We start from the raw sequence: 16,548 nt of genomic DNA, 5'->3' as shown, positions 1-16,548 counted from the left end.
TATAATTATGACTCATAGGGGATTCGAACCCCTGTTGCCGCCGTGAGAGGGCGGAGTCTTAACCACTTGACCAATGAGCCGTATACCGACCTCGCCTAGTCAAGGCTTGTTTCAATCACTACTTGTTTTGAACAAGTATTATAATATCAAAGTTACCCTTAAAAGTCAATAGCTTTTTCAAGAAAAATTTGCATCCTTATAGTTTTTTCCTAAAAGCACTTTTCAATACACTTTTAATAGATACGAATGTCTATATTTTATTTTTTGTAAAAAACCTACCCTAATTTAAAATTATAAAGATTGTCTTAAGAATATATTATATTTCCGTTAAAGTACTTTTACTTCCTCCTATTTTGGTCTATAATCTTTATGTAATTAAGGGGGTATTAATATGAAAAAAGTATTAATAATGACCGCTTCCACAGGTGGAGGCCACAATAGGGCTGCAAGGGCCATTATTGAAGAACTAGAAAAAAGGACCTACCAGGGTCATAATATAGAATGCAAGATTATAGATAGTTTTAAGCTGGTAAGTACTGCCATGGACAAGCTGATATCAGATGGTTATGAAATGTCAGCCAAGTATACACCATCAGCATATGGCGGTATGTACAAGTTGTCTGACAGGAAGTTTTTTGCCATAAATGAATTTAAGAGCAACCCAATTGCCTTAATACTTGCAAGGAAATTTAGGAAACTTATCTTGGAGGAAGAACCTGACCTAATAATAGGTACCCACGCCTTTCCACTAGTAGCCCTTAGTAGGTTGAAGAAGGGGGCCAGGGGTGAAGACCTAGAGGATGATTTTTCAGAGTTTGTAGCCAAGACAAATGAAGAAAAGTACAACTTTCCGCCACTTATATCCGTCTTGACTGACTACACAGCCCATTCAGCCTACCTGCAGAATGAAATAGACTACTATATATGTGGGGATGAATATGTGAAAGAACTTCTTATAGAAGATGGTATTGAAGAAGCCAGGGTTATGCCTTTCGGTATACCTGTAGAGAAATCCTTCCTGGAAAACAGGCCTAGGGACCTAGTCCTTGAGGAATTAGGCCTAGACCCTCAAAAGAAGACTATACTTCTGATGGGTGGTAGCTTTGGGGCAGGTAATATCAAGGGAACTCTTGAGGATATCTGTCAGATAGATAGGTCCTTCCAGGTATTAGTAATCACAGGTAGGAATGCCCACCTAAAAAACTCTCTAGAAAATAAGATAAAATACTATGATTGCAAGACAAACATAAAGATAGTCGGTTTTACCAATAATATGAATGATATTCTTCCAGCCATAGACATCCTGATTACCAAGCCTGGTGGCCTGACTACTACAGAGGCCCTTTTAAAGGATGTCCCTATGGTCATACCATACTTTATACCTGGTCAGGAGGGTGAAAACCTAGACTTCTTGACCAACTGTGGTGTTGCCATTAGGACTACTAAAAAGTTCTCTATCAAGTCTGTTATAAAGGTCTTACTTGACAACCCTGAAAGGCTTGAAAGGATGAAGGACAATATCAGGCTGATTAAAAAGCTAAACTCTGCTGAAAATATAGCTGACCTAGCCCTAGATATATTTGATAGGTCAAATGTCGACTACCAATCTATACACTTGAAGCAGAACCTATTGACCAAGATAGAAAACAGTATGATGATCAGTAAGAGCATTATCGTTAAGGCCTGGTCGACATACTCCTTATAAATATGAAATAGCGTTGAAAGAGAATTTATTTTCCCTGTCAACGCTATTATTTTTACTAAATCTAAAAACTTCAATATACACTTTTATACATGATAGCCTACTAGTTCTTTAGAAACCTGCTGTAGATAAATATCGCAAATAAAACCAGTATTATCCCACGCACCACATAAGTTATGACCTTATAGGAAGGGTGGTCTTGAGGAACAAGCTTGTTTACAGCTATTATTAATATACTACATGCTAAAATCACAACCTTAATATCTGGCATTCTTCTACCCCCTAAAGTTTAACTACTTTTTACTATGAGGCTCATAGTAGTCCTCTTCATAATCATATTGAAAGTTTCTGGCATTATTCCTAAATACACTGGTATCATTGACCCTCTTATATCTGGAAGTCCTACCTGATTTTTTTGCCCTAGTCTGGTTGTGTCTCTTCTTTACTACCAGACCAAGGGCCTTGTTTTCATCATATTCATTAGCCATATTTTCAACCCTCTTCAGGTCCAAACTATATTGGTCCAAACAGGCCTGGGCTATCTCCAATTCTTGGTCTAGGTCCATCATATCTCTCTTCTTCCCTCTAGGGCCTTGGAAATCGTCACATCATCAGCATACTCTAGGTCACCACCTACTGGTAGACCATGAGCTATCCTGGTAACCTTGATCCCCATTGGCTTTACTAGCCTAGAAATATACATGGCAGTTGCCTCCCCCTCTATAGTTGGATTAGTCGCCATTATTATTTCCTTTACACTGCCATCGCCCAGCCTTGAAATTAGCTCCTTAATATTTAGCATATCAGGCCCAATTCCATCCATGGGTGAAATAACCCCATTTAGGACATGGTAACGACCGCTGTAGTCCTTAGTCCTTTCCATGGCTGCCACATCCCTTGGGTCCTCAACTACACATATGGTAGACGGGTCCCTATGACTGTTGGCACATATAGGACAGACCTCTGTATCAGAAATATTGCAGCATACACTGCAATACTTTATTTCATTTTTCACATCTACCAGGGCCTTGGATAGGCCTGTTACATCCTTTATATCCATATTTATCACGTGAAAGGCCAACCTCTGGGCTGTCTTCCTGCCTATGCCTGGTAGCTTTGAAAATTCATTTATGAGCCTGTCAATCGGCTCGCTATAATTCTCCATACTCTTCTATCACCTTCTATATCCTAACTAGCAAACTAGAAAGGTAGGTTCATACCACCTGTTAGCTTGCCCATCTGAGACTTTTGTAACTCATCTATCTCTCTCATGGCCTGGTTTACAGCACTCATCACTAGGTCTTCCAGCATTTCTATATCGTCTGGGTCTACTACTTCAGGCTTGATATTGATTGCTACTACTTCCTTCTTGCCGTTTACCTTTACAACTACTGCTCCACCACCTACAGATGCTTCTAATTCCTTGGCCTCTAGTTCTTCCTGGGCCTTCTGCATGTCAGCCTGCATCTTCTGAGCCTGCTTCAACAGGTTATTCATATTCATTCCACCTGGCATTCCTCCGCCAAATCCACCTTTTTTAGCCATTATCATTTCCTCCTAATTTATACTTTTTTTCATTTATATTCAGCTTATTATTTGTCCTAAGCCTTATCATCCTTTATCTCTAGGGTATCACCCAGGACATCCTGGAGCAAGGCCTCTTCTGGGCTCTTTTCATCTTCTACTGGGTCTTCCTGGTCAAAATTCATATTTTTCATATCAGTCAACTTGATAAACCTCAGGTCAATCTTTAGACCACATATCCTGGATAAGGTATCCTGTATATAGGCCTTGTTGGCCTCTTCTTCCAACCTCTCTATAGCAAACTCAAACTTGTCTTCCAATATTATATAGAGTATGCCATTTTTATATCTTAGACCATGCTTTTGTATTAAAAAGGCCCTTAGAGGCATCTTCTTATCAGCCTTCATCTGATCCAAGAACTTGTCCCAATTTTGATTGATCAAAACCAGGTCTTCATCGTCTATTATATCAAAATTATCACCCCTGTCCAGGCTTGACTTTATCACTTGGTCCTGGCCAGGATCTACCTGTCCTGGTAGCTGGTTGACTGACTGGGCCAGGGCAAGCTGGTTGACCTGGTCTAGTGATAGGTTGGTATTTATACTTATCCTGCCATCCTCAACTAGCTTTTCTATCTTTTCTAGCCTCTTTGCTAGAGCTTGGTCTGACTGGTCCATAGCTGGCGATGCCAGCTTCATTATATATATTTCCAGGGTCATCCTCTGGTTTGTAGAAAATCTCAGCTTTTCAGATAGGTCTGACAGGATAGTCAGTATCCTAATGATTTCTTCTGTATCTATGTCCTTGGCCAAGGCCGTCATAGCCTGGGCCAGGTCCCTGGTCAAATCCACCAGGTCGCTTGCCTGACCAAAAATCTTGACCATCATAAGTGACCTGAAAAAATCCGTAATATCATCTACTAGGAGCCTTAGGTCCTTGCCCCACATAAAGTAGTCATCTATCATCTCCATAGACTTACATACGTCTGAATCCATTATAGACTTGGCCATTTTCAATAGCTGGTCCGGGTCTGAACCTCCTAGGAGTTCTAAGACCTGGTCCCCAGTCAAGATATTACCACCAAAGGATAGGCACTTGTCTAAGATACTCAGTGCATCCCTGACTGACCCCTGGCCATTTCTAGCTATTATCCTAAGGGCATCTTCATCTATATCTATAGACTCACTCTGGCATATGAGTTTCATCCTATCTATTAGGTCTCCCACAGATACCCTCTTGAAGTCAAACCTCTGACACCTGGACAGGATAGTAGCCGGTATCTTGTTGGGCTCCGTAGTTGCCAGTATAAAGATTACATATGAAGGTGGCTCCTCCAGGGTCTTTAAAAGGGCATTGAAGGCCCCCTGTGACAGCATGTGAACCTCATCTATTATATATACCTTATACTTGGAATTGGCCGGTGTATACTTGACAGTATCCCTCAATTCCCTAATATCATCTACACTGTTGTTGGATGCTGCATCTATCTCTATTACATCTAGGTTTGATGAATCCAGTATAGACTGGCAGCTTGGACACTGGTTACAAGGATGATCTTGGTCACTAAGCTGACAGTTTACAGCCCTAGATAGGATCTTGGCCGTAGTAGTCTTACCGGTCCCCCTAGTCCCACAGAATAGGTAGGCATGACTCATGCTATTTTCTTTTATTTGATTTTTGAGAGTCCTGATGATATGGTCTTGACCGATTACATCATCAAATACTAGTGGTCTATACTCCCTATACAAGGCCTTGTGCATAATGTCCCTCCAAAAAAATAACAACCCCATTAATGGGATTGTAAATTTATATGTTTAAACTGTACACCATCCTTCGACAAGTACCTACAACCGTTGCTCGTGTAGTTGGCTCCGCACAGGCGTCCCCAAGTCACATGAAAGTGACCACTTACCGCTGCTTTCTTCCGAATCTGACGGAATTCATGGGCTTCCATTGCTTGGGACCCATGCATCAACACTACTTGCACAAGACTGCATTACAGGCAGCTTGCCTCTGGATGGAATTCAACCTCGCTAAAGCGGATTGCGAGTTACAGGGCACCGCTAACTCCCCGTCTAGTACAGCAAAATTATAACCAAAATTAATTTAATTATTGATTAACATATCTACATTTAAATCTCGTTAACCATTAAGATGAAACTTACCTTTGTAAATTTTAAGTGCTTGGCTTACATTAGCCAAGACATAACTAATGATACCATATGCGAGATAAATATTCAATGTTTTATTTTCATGTTAGGCTTAATCTCTTATTCAATTAAACTAATTAAAGTGAAGCAGTTTGTACATTCATAGTCACTATTCTTACATTCATCTTACTTCGCATATGAAGTCTGGATCCAATTTAAAAATAAATCTTTTATTACCATCATAAAATCCGAAATAACTATTCTTCTTACCTAAATCATCTCTAGTGCTAAATAAGTAGGCATAGTCTCCAAGCATTACGCCTTTCTCCTTTAAAGTAGCTACTTCTTGTCCGGTCAATTCATAGCAAAACTCACCCGACCTGCTTATTGGAGATTCTTTTGCTATTTGCCCCACTTTCAAGACTAATTTGGACTTTAAATCCTCTACCCCTCTTATTTTGACATATAAAATGCCGGCTACATTAAAATCCTCATCGTATTCACTTGGATTTAAAAGTGCAAACTTGTTTTTATTATCTTCAACAAATTTTTTCATGGCCTTGGCCTCATAGAGACTTGCCTCGCTAACCAAACATTTATATTTTGAAATTTGTACAACTGAATTGTTTCTTACTAATACATCTTCGACCAAGTACTTGTTTCTGTATTCCTTATTGACGCTGTACACCCTACACCCATATACTAATATAGCCACCGCAGCCATGATTATTATCAAATATTTTTTTAACTTTCTCATAACAATTACCCATCTATCCTTTTTAATCTACCATTGTACATTTCAAACACCCTATCAAGGATATTTTCAAATATATTTTGTTTATGGGTGGCAATTATTATTGTCTTGCCTTTGGCTTTTTCCTCCTCCAAAAGTTTGACAAACACATCAATACTCTTTTCATCTAATCCGTTCAAGGGTTCGTCAAAAATCATCAGGTCTTGATTTTCCATCACGGCCTGAATAAGGGCCAATTTCTTCTTCATTCCAAGAGAGTATTTTTTGAACTTCATATCCTTATACTTATAGATATCAAATAATTTCATGTATCTTAATATTTCTTCCTTGTCTATTATTTTATTTATATTGGCCAGGTAAGCAAGGTTTTCAAAACCAGAAATATTCGATTGCATACCATTTTGTTCAATACAAATCCCAATATCTACAGGAAATTTCTCGTTAAATATCAGCTTTTTGCCATCTATCAAAATTTCTCCACTCGTCGGGAATATCAATCCGGAAAGTGCACGCAACAGCATTGTTTTTCCAGAACCATTGCCACCAACTATCAGGGAAAGGCTACCCTTTTCCAGTGTCAAATTAATATTATCCAAAACAGTCATTCCTTTTATTATTTTGGTATAGTTATTCACTTCTATATACTTCATCAATAAAACTCCCTTCTGCCAAGAACCACCCTATTTATCAAGACTAAAATTACAAGCATTACTAGACAGACTAGGCAATATACGAGTACTTTTACTTCTACAAATTCTTGGGAAAATATTCCAGAAAATACTTCCGAATTTATGGACATGGATATAAGAAATGGAAGGCCAATGCAGTAATTGTCGTTAATCCTGCATGTTATCATTATGCTGATTAGCATATTTATCATGGAAATGAATAATAATAAACATACCATGGATAAGAGGCCTCTCCCTAAATCTATAGTTCCTATACATAAAAACAATATGCCATTTATTACTGCCACAAACAAAAGTGAATATGCAAGAATATATGAAATATGTTTAGAATAATATCTTCCTATATTCCTGTTTCTAACATACTTGTATATATTTCCTGAGTCAATAGTTCTCTTTTGCATGCAATGACTAATCAGTATATTTAAAAAGATCAAACTGGCTATAAAAACATTCGCCCTGATTCTTAAGAAAAAACTCCCGCCATAATCTAAATAATATACATCATTTACACTCCTATTAAAACTATAGCTACTCGTACTGTATAAGACAATCATCAAAAATAGTAACGAAGCTATAAAAATAGAAAAATCAAATTTTACTCGCAATTTGCCCCCCACTATAGTATCTCCTTTTCAAATACAAGTTTCTTGAGCATACTTTCCAATATAAATATCAAAAAAATACACACTATTATACCAATATTTATCATTTGAAAAACAGGCCAGCTCTCGATATTGTTTATAAGTGTCCCTGTGCGTATAATCACATACAAAAAATTAGCTCCTATTACTCCACCTGCTGACATTATTTTATTTTTAAAAATATTGTTCAAGCAAAAATATACTAAACCAGATAAATATGATGAAAAGAAAATCGTAAGTACACTAGGTAAAACGAGATCTGCTATATCTAGAAAGGTCCTATCGATCAAAACCAATCTTGTAAACAATAAAATGACCGCCACATTGATTAGCAAAAATATCAATGTCAACCATTTTAATTTTTTTAATATATCTTCATAGATGTTTTCTCTCGATATCCTAGATATCAGTTCAGGATTTATAATACCGAGCCTTCTACCAGGATAAAGTATATATATTAGAAACATAAGAGAAAACATTATGCTCTTATCTCTAATTTGATATATCGTATTTACAAGTAAATCTTTCATATTTGTGTTAGTCTCTTGCAGTGAAAATGCATAGTCTGATTTGTAATAGTACCATAATATGAGACTCACCATAACTATATGTATAATTGACGTTAGTAGAAGTTCCTTTTTCTTAAAATATATCATCTTTTATTACTCTCCTATTATACAAAAAAGTCAAGACCACCAACGGACACAAAATAAAAGCTATGATCCCAAGAATACTCTCCAAACTTGCATTGAAGTAATTCATTATATGAAATAGCTTTATATCATAAAAAAATGTACCACAAAATTCTATAAACACTGTTATCAGAAATGGTATCATCAGCTCAATATTTTTATTACTATTTATATACACTTTGGACACCAATGTAATTGCACTTATCATACAACCATAAATGAAAAATGGAATCATTGATAAGAATATATAAATTGTAGGACTAGAATTGACAAAAACAGTAAATAGATTTGCCTTTTTTACGAGTACAAAGAAATCACTTGGTATATATGGCACATTCATCATCAAAAATACTGCAACTATTAAAATAGGAAGTATAGAAACTATACCTCCCATTATCAAGGAAGAAATATACATTTTTTGAAAGTATTTTTTTCTTCCACCCTCTCTATTTATTAGGCACTCATAAAGACCACTATTCATATCCTCATAAAATGCCTTTGAAGCCACTATCGAGATAAATAAAGGATTAAAAATATAGTATAAGAATGACATTTCTGATTTATAGGTATCTGGACCTGTAATTACAAAGGCACATATCCCAAAATTTCTGTAACTGCCGGCCTTAAATAGGAATTCTATTCCCAATACAATACTAAATAAGAGTAACAAAATGAAATTTTTATTATATATGCTTCGCTTAATCACGCCTCTTATCATATTTTCAACCTCCGCTATTCATAACATAAAACCTTTCTTAATATATTATTGATTATCTTTATTGTATAATTATTTATATTAAATGTCAACGTATTCAAATTTTCCTATTTTGCTTGCTATCATATTCCTTATACTTATAGTTATTCTTGGACTTACCATACCTACTATGACTAGGTGCCAGACATCCTACCTCAGTACTATAACTAGGCCCTCATTTCTAAGGCTGGTTGCCAGGGCCTTCCTATCAGCAAAGTTATTCTTATCGTACTTCTTGATTTTAATATCATCTGTCAATAGTATATATTTACATACCAAGTAGGTCTTGTAGTCATAACCGTTTTTGGTATAGACTGTCACATGCTTGTTGTAGGTAGTTGCTGGATAGGCCAGGTCGTTGTCACCTATCTTATGCTCAATTACTTCCTTATACCTATACATGTCTACATCATGGGCCAGCCTATCAGCCGGCACCAGGGCCTGTCCCAGTCTGGCATTATCAAAAATACAAATAGCCACTAAAATAGCCATGCTCAAACCTATATAAAACTTATTATTCCTATATAGGCTAATAAACCAGGCCAGAACCAATAGGCCAATATATATCTTCATACTATTAAAGTACCTATCATAGCTGGCCAACCTTCTCGCTTCATATAGGGGCATTGAATATAGATACATACACAGGTTGCCCACCTGGTAGGCCAGGGATGTCAAAAATCCAAAAAGTGACAGAGCCGTCAAGGAAAGCCATACCCTCTTTCCGGTAACCAAAAGGGCTATCAACCCCAGGCCAAACAAGATTATTAGCAGGTACCAGTAAATATCGTTGGTATTTTTTTCTATAAACATATTGACTATCATATCTATATTACCCTTACCCTTGTCTGCCAAGACCTCCGAATATCTTGCAAAGGATATGGAATGTTTTGAGGCCTCTTCAACTACAAAGGTTCTCTTGTGGTGGAGGATCCAAGCCTGTTGGACTATAAAGGGTACTAGTAGACCTATTAATAGACCTATACTGGCCTTTTTTTCCTTTATCATAAAGAAAATTAGGAGAATCATAGAAAAGATCAAAAATATAAGTCCACTATGCTTGATGCTTATTAAAAATGACCCCATCAGAAGAAAGGGTAACCAAACCCTCCTGACATCTTTCCTATAGTAGTAGACCATATAGGATAGGGTAAAGGCAACTGTAGCCAAAATGCTGTCTATATACATGGTAAAGGTCCTTACATTGGCCACTTCAACCACTGCCACAGTAAATATAAATACTATCTCCATAAATATGTTCTTAAGCCATGTATTTCCTGATTTTTCCCTAGTAGGGTCCAAGATTGGTAGGATAGAAAATACCAGGACAAGGGCGTGGGCCTGCTGGTAGAGATTCTCCTGGTATAGGGTCCTGCCACTGTTAAAAAGGCAGAAAATAGGCATGGCTAGTGGATAGTCGCTAAAACTGATACACTTATCCATGGCAGATGGCAGGGCCCTGGAAGTCTGCATCAACCTAACTGCCAGACCCCAGTGAGAGAAGGCATCATAATCGCCTACATTTGATTTCAAAAATAGGCCTGTATATACCAGCATAACAAATCCAGCCAGTCCATAGATATAGAGATTTTTCTTATATATTTTCGGATAGGCCAAAAGACAAAAGACAAAAAGCCCCATCCCTATAATATACATGATATATATACCTGGAAAAAGTAGTCCCATATAGCCAAAGAATATAAGGCCTACTGATATAAAAGAAATGGCACTTATAGGACCAAACTGGGCATCCAAACCTAATTTAACCTCTAGAAAACAGGCATATCCAATTAGGCAGGCAAGTATTAAAAATAAGTGCAAAAATGGATACAGTATCCTTATACCTTCCAAGTCTCTTCACCTCCAAAAATACCTTTATAAAAATAAGGTCCTAACAAGCAGGACCTCATAGAGAAAGAAGTTTTAATTAAAAAACTTAGCAAAAAATTTCCTAAATATAAGCCTATAAATTTTAAAGGAATCTACAAAAACCCTAAAGTGGCTCTCCGAATTATCCCTTACATAATGGGTTTTTATATCTACCTCTTTTATCCTATAGGCTAGTCTAGAAGCCTCTATCAACATGTTCATCTCATACTCAAACCTATCGCCATCCAGGTCCTTAAAATCTGATAGGGCTCCTAGTGGAAGTCCCCTCATACCTGTTTGGCTATCACCTACCTTGACACCAAATAGGAGCCTGAAAATATACCTGGTAAACTTATTGCCATACCTATTCCTAAAAGGTACACAGGCTTCATCAAAGTTTCGCCTGCCAAGGTATATTGTAGATTCAAAAAGACCCCTATCCCATGAGTGGTCGGCAGTCATGACCTTATCAAGTTTGACCACATCTTCTACCAGGTGTTGACCATCTGAGTCAAGACACAAGACCCCTAGATGAGGCCCCAGAATATCTTGCTTGTCCAAGACCCACTTAAAGGCATCCTTTAAGGCCCTGCCCTTACCCATGTTTTTATCATGGACCAAGACCTCTAGTCCGGGCCCTCCCAAGCTTTTTATGGCTTCAAAGATTTTTTGACTTTCATCTCTACTACCATCATCAACCACCAAGATATATTCAAAGCCATTTTCCACCAGTTCTTTTACATAGTCAACAAAATAAAAGGGAGGGTTATAAGCAGGTATTATAAGTATGGTCCTTCTCAAACTTTTCAAATACACGCACCCCCCTCATCCATTAATTAGTCTTTTTAAATACGACTGAAACCCTCTCTACATAAGGTACATAAATAGACAATAGGGCAAAAGCAGCCAATACTAGCGGATACCAAGTTAGGTATACCACTTCAAAGGGACTATTTAGTCCCTTTATACTTGCACAGGCAAATAAGACCTGGGCACCATAGGGAATCAAGCCCTGGAATACACAAGAGAATATATCTAGAAGAGAGGCTGCCCTCTTTGGCTCTATACCATACTCTTCACTTATTTCCTTGGCAATTGGACCATTTATCAAAATGGCAACCGTATTGTTTGCAGTAGCCAAGTCTGTTAGTGACACCATGGCACTGATACCAAGTTCCGCAGACTTCTTACCCTTGATAATCTTCCTAACCTGCTTGATAATCCAGTTTATACCACCTTCTCGCTCAACCATATAGGCCAGACCACTCGTAAACATAGATAGTAGGAAGATATCTAGCATACCCTTGAATCCTTCAAATATCTGCTGGCTGAATACCAGGGCTGTAAATGAGCCATCACTGATGCCTATGATACCAGATAGTATGATACCACCTGTCAAGACAACAAAAACGTTCATACCCCAAATAGCAGATACAAGAACGAATATATATGGTATAACCTTGATGATGTTGTATTCATAAGATTTGACAGTAGGTATAGTTTCCGGCCTAGCAAAGATTAATAGCAGGACTATTGTAACTATGGCCGCTGGTAGGGCTATAATAAAGTTAGCCTTGAACTTGTCCTTCATCTCTACCCCCTGGGTCCTAGTCGCTGCTATAGTAGTATCAGATATGATAGACAGGTTGTCACCGAACATACCACCACTGATAGTGGCTCCGATTACCATGGCCTCACTGATACCTGCTGCCTGGGCAAAACCAATAGCTATTGGGGCAACCGCAACTACTGTACCTACAGATGTTCCCGTAGATATGGCTATAAAACATGAAATTATAAAGATACCTACAGTTATATACTGGGGTGGCAATACTGACATACCAAGATTTACGACAGAATCAACACCGCCCATCTGCTTGGATACTGTTGAAAAGGCTCCTGCCAGCAAGAATATTATACACATGATGATTATATTTTCATTACCACAGCCCTTAATTAGGCTATCGAACTTTTCTTCAATAGACCCCTTAAACATTATAAATGCAACTATAATACCGATTATTGCTGCCACTGGTGATGGCAATTGGTAAAAGGCCAACTCCGTCCCCTGGGCATTTAGGACTATACCAGTAATTAGGTATACGCCTACAAAGACCAAGAAGGGGATTAAGGCTTTGGCACTAACCTTGTCATTCTTCATATATGACTTCCTCCTTAAAAATTTTTATTATTATATATATATCAGTATACAATAAAACCGGCTATAAGTCACCTACTTGCCACAATAATTGTTATCGTTTTCCTATATTCTATGATACTAGAGGATCTTAATTATTCATTTCTAGCTTTTATATTCACTATTTGAGTGGTATTTTTATCAACATATGAACATGATTTATATAAAGCCCAAATGAAGTTGTAGAGTATAACAGTATTTTAAAAATACATCCTGCTATTGTGAAAAAACATCTCGAAAGTGTAACATATGTCTTATCACATTACATTATTTTAGCTTTAACTAACCTGGCCATGGGTGCTTTTAACTATATGAAAATATCTTAAACTTTTTGTTGACATTGCATTTTTTTAATGATAGAATTAATAAAAAATATAGAAAAGGAGAAGCATTATGAAAATATCAAAAAATACTATTACAAACAAAAATATAGAAAATAATTCTGCCAACCTTTTCTATTATTATACTTATTAGAGAGTCACATTAGATTTAGTGGCTCTATTTGCATTTGTCAAGGAGCCTCTAATGATGTGTTTGTTTTTTACGACTCCTTACAGTGCAAACTAGTAAGGAGTTTTTTTATTTTCATTTGTCGACAAAAAATAAAAAACGCAAATATTCTATTTAAAACAAGGAGATATATTTATGTTTAATTTACTACAACATCGAAAACCAAGTAAAAAGGAAGCTGTCATTAGCATCTTAATAGTATTTTTTATCCTAGGCTTTCCAATGATAGCCATAAGGGATATGGTTCCCCATATCCCTATCCTACTTGCTCTCATTTGCCTCATAGTCTATGGACGTGCCAGGGGCATATCATTTGACAAGATGCAGGACAGTATGGCTGAGTCAGTTCATACCAGCATGGGGGCTATTTACCTTTTTTTCTTTATAGGTATATTGGTTACTGCTCTTATGATATCTGGTGCCATACCCAGTCTTATCTACTTTGGCCTGGATATTATTTCATCTAAGACCTTTTACCTATCAAGCTTCTTGGCTACTGCAATAATTGGTATTGCTATAGGATCAAGCTTGACAACTGTAGCAACTCTAGGAGTTGCCCTTATGAGTGTTTCAAATGCCTTTGGTCTTAACCCTGCAATTACAGCTGGTGCTATTGTATCCGGTGCCTTTTTTGGCGACAAGATGTCTCCCCTATCCGATACCACAGGTATAGCTGCCAGTATAGTAGGGATTGACTTATTTGACCACATTAAAAATATGATGTATACGACCATTCCAGCCTTTATAGTGTCTGCAATAGCCTTTACCCTTATGTCCCTAGGACAAGAAGCAGCTTCTTTAGATGGGATAGAAAGCTTTCGTTCCTCTATTTTAGCTACTGGCCTAGTTCACCCTTACTCACTGCTAGCCTTTGGTGTCCTAATCCTGCTTTCAATTAGGAGGATACCTGCCGTCTTGACCCTTATATACACCAGCCTAGCTAGTCTCTTGATTAGCAAGCTCCACTCTTCATATAGTATGGGCCAACTAGCCAAATTTTTCTTTGATGGCTTTTCTATGGATGGTCTTAGTCAAGATATAGGGTCCCTGGTGAGCCGTGGCGGTATCAGCAGTATGTTCTTCACCATGACTATTGTAATCTTGGCCCTAAGCCTCGGAGGCCTTTTATTTGGCCTAGGTATCATACCAAGCATCCTAAACAGCTTGAACCAAGTATTGGATAGTCCCTCTCGTGTCAGCACATGTGTAGTCGCGACTGCCCTGGGTGTTAACCTGATAGTGGGCGAGCAATACCTTAGTATCCTCTTAGCAGGTAGGACCTTTAAGCCTATATACGACCAATTGGGCCTACATCCAAAAAATCTGTCCAGGACTCTTGAGGACTCTGGAACTGTCATAAATCCCCTTGTACCCTGGGGAGTTTGTGGTGCCTTTTCTACCAGCATGCTAGGAGTGGCTACCCTAGCCTACCTTCCCTTTGCCATTTTTTGCTACACCAGCCTTATACTTACAGTCGTTGTTGGACTTACTGGCCTTACTATGACCAGGTCAGACGTCCTTCCTTAGGACTATAAATAAGACCCCATTTTTTAGTTTGTCCCCAGGACCTTCCTACCGTTAAAGTTCTCTTATCCTTTCTCTATATGTATGCATCCAGGTGCCAGCCTATCAGCTGGCACCTGGACATATTCAAAGTCATCTTCCAAGAGTGTCTTTACACATTAGACAAAATAAAAGGGAGGGTTATAAGCAGGTATTATCAGTATGGACCTTCTCAAACTTTTCAAATACACGCACCCCCCTCATCCATTAATTAGTCTTTTTAAATACGGCTGAAACCCTCTCTACATAAGGTACATAAATAGACAATAGGGCAAAAGCAGCCAATACTAGCGGATACCAAGTTAGGTATACCACTTCAAAGGGACTATTTAGTCCCTTTATACTTGCACAGGCAAATAAGACCTAGGCACCATAGGGAATCAAGCCCTGGAATACACAAGAAAATATATCTAGAAGAGAGGCTGCCCTCTTTGGCTCTATACCATACTCTTCACTTATTTCCTTGGCAATTGGACCGTTTATTAGGATGGCAACTGTATTGTTTGCAGTAGCCAAGTCTGTTAGTGACACCATGGCACTGATACCAAGTTCCGCAGACTTCTTACCCTTGATAATCTTCCTAACCTGCTTGATAATCCAGTTTATACCACCTTCTCGCTCAACCATATAGGCCAGACCACCCGTAAACATAGATAGTAGGAAGATATCTAGCATACCCTTGAATCCTTCAAATATCTGTTGGCTAAATACCAGGGCTGTAAATGAGCCATCACTGATACCTATGATACCAGAAAGGATAATACCACCACTGATAGTGGCACCGATTACCATGGCCTCACTGATACCCGCTGCCTGGGCAAAACCAATAGCTATTGGTGCAACTGCAACTACTGTACCTACAGATATTCCCGTAGATATGGCTATAAAACATGAAATTATAAAGATACCCACAGTTATATACTGGGGTGGCAATACTGACATACCAAGATTTACGACAGAATCAACTCCGCCCATCTGCTTGGAAACTGTTGAAAATGCACCTGCTAGCAAGAATAGTTGATTTGTGACAAGGTAGGTCTAAGCGAGTACATATCTAGTTTAAAGGAGGGTATAAATACGAAAATTGGTGAAAGGGGAGTTAAAATATCTGGAGGTCAAAAACAGAGGATTGCAATTGCTAGGACAATACTTAATGATAGTGATATTATTGTTTTGGATGAAGCTACATCAGCACTAGATAACATATCACAAAGCAATATTATAAAAAATTTAAAAGGATATTTGAACAATAAAATTGTAGTTATAATTGCTCATAGGTTATCTACAATCAGGGATGTAGATAATATTTACGTCCTAAAAGATGGTAAGGTCATAGATAAGGGAAATCATGATAATTTATTAAGACACTCAGATCAATACAAAAAGTTATATTACAATGAATAGGAGCTTTAGGAATTTCAGGACAAGGATAATGCTAATGGAAAGGTATAAGATACAAAAAGGCAACATCCATAGCTATAAGTTTGCTATGGATGCTGCCAC

General features: G+C 37.8%; 16 protein-coding genes, 1 tRNA gene and 1 other RNA gene. 3 read left to right on the top strand and 15 right to left on the bottom strand.

Annotation, left to right across the window (positions count from 1 at the left end):
• Positions 1-8: 8 nt before the first annotated feature.
• Positions 9-80: transfer RNA gene (locus HMPREF0634_RS03735), tRNA-Glu, on the bottom strand.
• 311 nt (positions 81-391) lie between these two features.
• Here HMPREF0634_RS03735 and HMPREF0634_RS03730 point away from each other — a divergent pair.
• Complete coding sequence (locus HMPREF0634_RS03730) at positions 392-1,705, top strand: MGDG synthase family glycosyltransferase (protein ID WP_007789145.1); 1,314 nt, start codon at positions 392-394, stop codon at positions 1,703-1,705.
• Between the two features lie 100 nt (positions 1,706-1,805).
• Here HMPREF0634_RS03730 and HMPREF0634_RS09765 read toward each other — a convergent pair whose 3' ends face one another.
• The 13 genes from HMPREF0634_RS09765 to HMPREF0634_RS03670 form a co-directional block, all read right to left on the bottom strand.
• Positions 1,806-1,973 carry a hypothetical protein gene (locus HMPREF0634_RS09765; protein ID WP_007789135.1) on the bottom strand — a complete coding sequence of 56 codons (168 nt, stop codon included), beginning with the start codon at positions 1,971-1,973 and terminating at the stop codon, positions 1,806-1,808.
• A 22-nt stretch (positions 1,974-1,995) separates the two neighbouring features.
• Complete coding sequence (locus tag HMPREF0634_RS03725; RefSeq protein ID WP_243440507.1) at positions 1,996-2,271, bottom strand: hypothetical protein; 276 nt, start codon at positions 2,269-2,271, stop codon at positions 1,996-1,998.
• A complete protein-coding gene (recR, locus tag HMPREF0634_RS03720) occupies positions 2,268-2,867 on the bottom strand; it encodes a recombination mediator RecR (protein ID WP_007789149.1) in 600 nt (199 codons plus the stop codon). The genes HMPREF0634_RS03725 and recR overlap by 4 nt, the downstream gene beginning before the upstream one ends.
• A gap of 35 nt (positions 2,868-2,902) precedes the next feature.
• Positions 2,903-3,247, bottom strand: a complete 345-nt coding sequence (locus HMPREF0634_RS03715; protein ID WP_007789140.1) for a YbaB/EbfC family nucleoid-associated protein — start codon at positions 3,245-3,247, stop codon at positions 2,903-2,905.
• A 56-nt stretch (positions 3,248-3,303) separates the two neighbouring features.
• Entirely contained in the window at positions 3,304-4,986 is a 1,683-nt protein-coding gene (gene dnaX, locus HMPREF0634_RS03710; protein WP_007789142.1) for a DNA polymerase III subunit gamma/tau, read from the bottom strand.
• Between the two features lie 59 nt (positions 4,987-5,045).
• Positions 5,046-5,310, bottom strand: an RNA gene (gene ffs, locus HMPREF0634_RS09500) — signal recognition particle sRNA large type.
• Between the two features lie 247 nt (positions 5,311-5,557).
• On the bottom strand, positions 5,558-6,133 hold the full coding sequence (locus HMPREF0634_RS03705; protein ID WP_040565724.1) for a hypothetical protein: 576 nt from the start codon (positions 6,131-6,133) through the stop codon (positions 5,558-5,560).
• 5 nt (positions 6,134-6,138) lie between these two features.
• Positions 6,139-6,780: an ABC transporter ATP-binding protein gene (locus HMPREF0634_RS03700; RefSeq protein ID WP_007789147.1), complete on the bottom strand. Its 642-nt coding sequence runs from the start codon at positions 6,778-6,780 to the stop codon at positions 6,139-6,141.
• Between the two features lie 655 nt (positions 6,781-7,435).
• The gene (locus tag HMPREF0634_RS03690) at positions 7,436-7,990 is read right to left on the bottom strand and encodes a hypothetical protein (protein WP_123795809.1); all 555 of its coding nucleotides are present in this window, start codon (positions 7,988-7,990) and stop codon (positions 7,436-7,438) included.
• A gap of 112 nt (positions 7,991-8,102) precedes the next feature.
• A complete protein-coding gene (locus HMPREF0634_RS03685; protein WP_040565721.1) occupies positions 8,103-8,870 on the bottom strand; it encodes a hypothetical protein in 768 nt (255 codons plus the stop codon).
• Positions 8,871-9,056: 186 nt separating this feature from the next.
• Positions 9,057-10,757, bottom strand: coding sequence for a hypothetical protein (locus HMPREF0634_RS03680; protein ID WP_040565720.1), 1,701 nt, complete (start codon positions 10,755-10,757; stop codon positions 9,057-9,059).
• Positions 10,758-10,829: 72 nt separating this feature from the next.
• Positions 10,830-11,585, bottom strand: coding sequence for a glycosyltransferase family 2 protein (locus tag HMPREF0634_RS03675; RefSeq protein ID WP_007789137.1), 756 nt, complete (start codon positions 11,583-11,585; stop codon positions 10,830-10,832).
• A 22-nt stretch (positions 11,586-11,607) separates the two neighbouring features.
• Positions 11,608-12,936 (bottom strand): Na+/H+ antiporter NhaC family protein, encoded by a 1,329-nt coding sequence (locus HMPREF0634_RS03670; RefSeq protein ID WP_007789139.1) that lies wholly within the window; start codon positions 12,934-12,936, stop codon positions 11,608-11,610.
• Between the two features lie 681 nt (positions 12,937-13,617).
• Between HMPREF0634_RS03670 and nhaC the strand changes: the two genes are divergently transcribed.
• A complete protein-coding gene (nhaC, locus tag HMPREF0634_RS03665; protein ID WP_007789146.1) occupies positions 13,618-15,009 on the top strand; it encodes a Na+/H+ antiporter NhaC in 1,392 nt (463 codons plus the stop codon).
• Positions 15,010-15,408: 399 nt separating this feature from the next.
• Here the strand turns inward: nhaC and HMPREF0634_RS03660 are convergent, their stop codons facing one another.
• Positions 15,409-16,056, bottom strand: a complete 648-nt coding sequence (locus HMPREF0634_RS03660) for a Na+/H+ antiporter NhaC family protein (RefSeq protein WP_007789151.1) — start codon at positions 16,054-16,056, stop codon at positions 15,409-15,411.
• A gap of 6 nt (positions 16,057-16,062) precedes the next feature.
• On the opposite strand from HMPREF0634_RS03660, the gene HMPREF0634_RS03655 reads away from it, so the two are divergent.
• Positions 16,063-16,449, top strand: coding sequence for an ATP-binding cassette domain-containing protein (locus HMPREF0634_RS03655; RefSeq protein WP_007789143.1), 387 nt, complete (start codon positions 16,063-16,065; stop codon positions 16,447-16,449).
• Positions 16,450-16,548 lie beyond the last annotated feature (99 nt).

It is taken from the genome of Peptostreptococcus stomatis DSM 17678 (assembly GCF_000147675.1).
GTDB lineage: Bacteria > Bacillota > Clostridia > Peptostreptococcales > Peptostreptococcaceae > Peptostreptococcus > Peptostreptococcus stomatis.
The sequence above is the reverse complement of the archived record's forward strand: the minus strand, read 5'-3'. Positions and strand labels throughout refer to the sequence as shown.

What these genes read in the sequence shown, in the direction of transcription:
- HMPREF0634_RS03730 (WP_007789145.1), top strand. Translation starts at nt 392, where the DNA reads ATGAAAAAAGTATTAATAATGACCGCTTCCACAGGTGGAGGCCACAAT.
- HMPREF0634_RS09765 (WP_007789135.1), bottom strand. Translation starts at nt 1,973, where the DNA reads ATGCCAGATATTAAGGTTGTGATTTTAGCATGTAGTATATTAATAATA.
- HMPREF0634_RS03725 (WP_243440507.1), bottom strand. Translation starts at nt 2,271, where the DNA reads ATGATGGACCTAGACCAAGAATTGGAGATAGCCCAGGCCTGTTTGGAC.
- recR (WP_007789149.1), bottom strand. Translation starts at nt 2,867, where the DNA reads ATGGAGAATTATAGCGAGCCGATTGACAGGCTCATAAATGAATTTTCA.
- HMPREF0634_RS03715 (WP_007789140.1), bottom strand. Translation starts at nt 3,247, where the DNA reads ATGGCTAAAAAAGGTGGATTTGGCGGAGGAATGCCAGGTGGAATGAAT.
- dnaX (WP_007789142.1), bottom strand. Translation starts at nt 4,986, where the DNA reads ATGCACAAGGCCTTGTATAGGGAGTATAGACCACTAGTATTTGATGAT.
- HMPREF0634_RS03705 (WP_040565724.1), bottom strand. Translation starts at nt 6,133, where the DNA reads ATGAGAAAGTTAAAAAAATATTTGATAATAATCATGGCTGCGGTGGCT.
- HMPREF0634_RS03700 (WP_007789147.1), bottom strand. Translation starts at nt 6,780, where the DNA reads ATGAAGTATATAGAAGTGAATAACTATACCAAAATAATAAAAGGAATG.
- HMPREF0634_RS03690 (WP_123795809.1), bottom strand. Translation starts at nt 7,990, where the DNA reads ATGAAAGATTTACTTGTAAATACGATATATCAAATTAGAGATAAGAGC.
- HMPREF0634_RS03685 (WP_040565721.1), bottom strand. Translation starts at nt 8,870, where the DNA reads ATGATAAGAGGCGTGATTAAGCGAAGCATATATAATAAAAATTTCATT.
- HMPREF0634_RS03670 (WP_007789139.1), bottom strand. Translation starts at nt 12,936, where the DNA reads ATGAAGAATGACAAGGTTAGTGCCAAAGCCTTAATCCCCTTCTTGGTC.
- nhaC (WP_007789146.1), top strand. Translation starts at nt 13,618, where the DNA reads ATGTTTAATTTACTACAACATCGAAAACCAAGTAAAAAGGAAGCTGTC.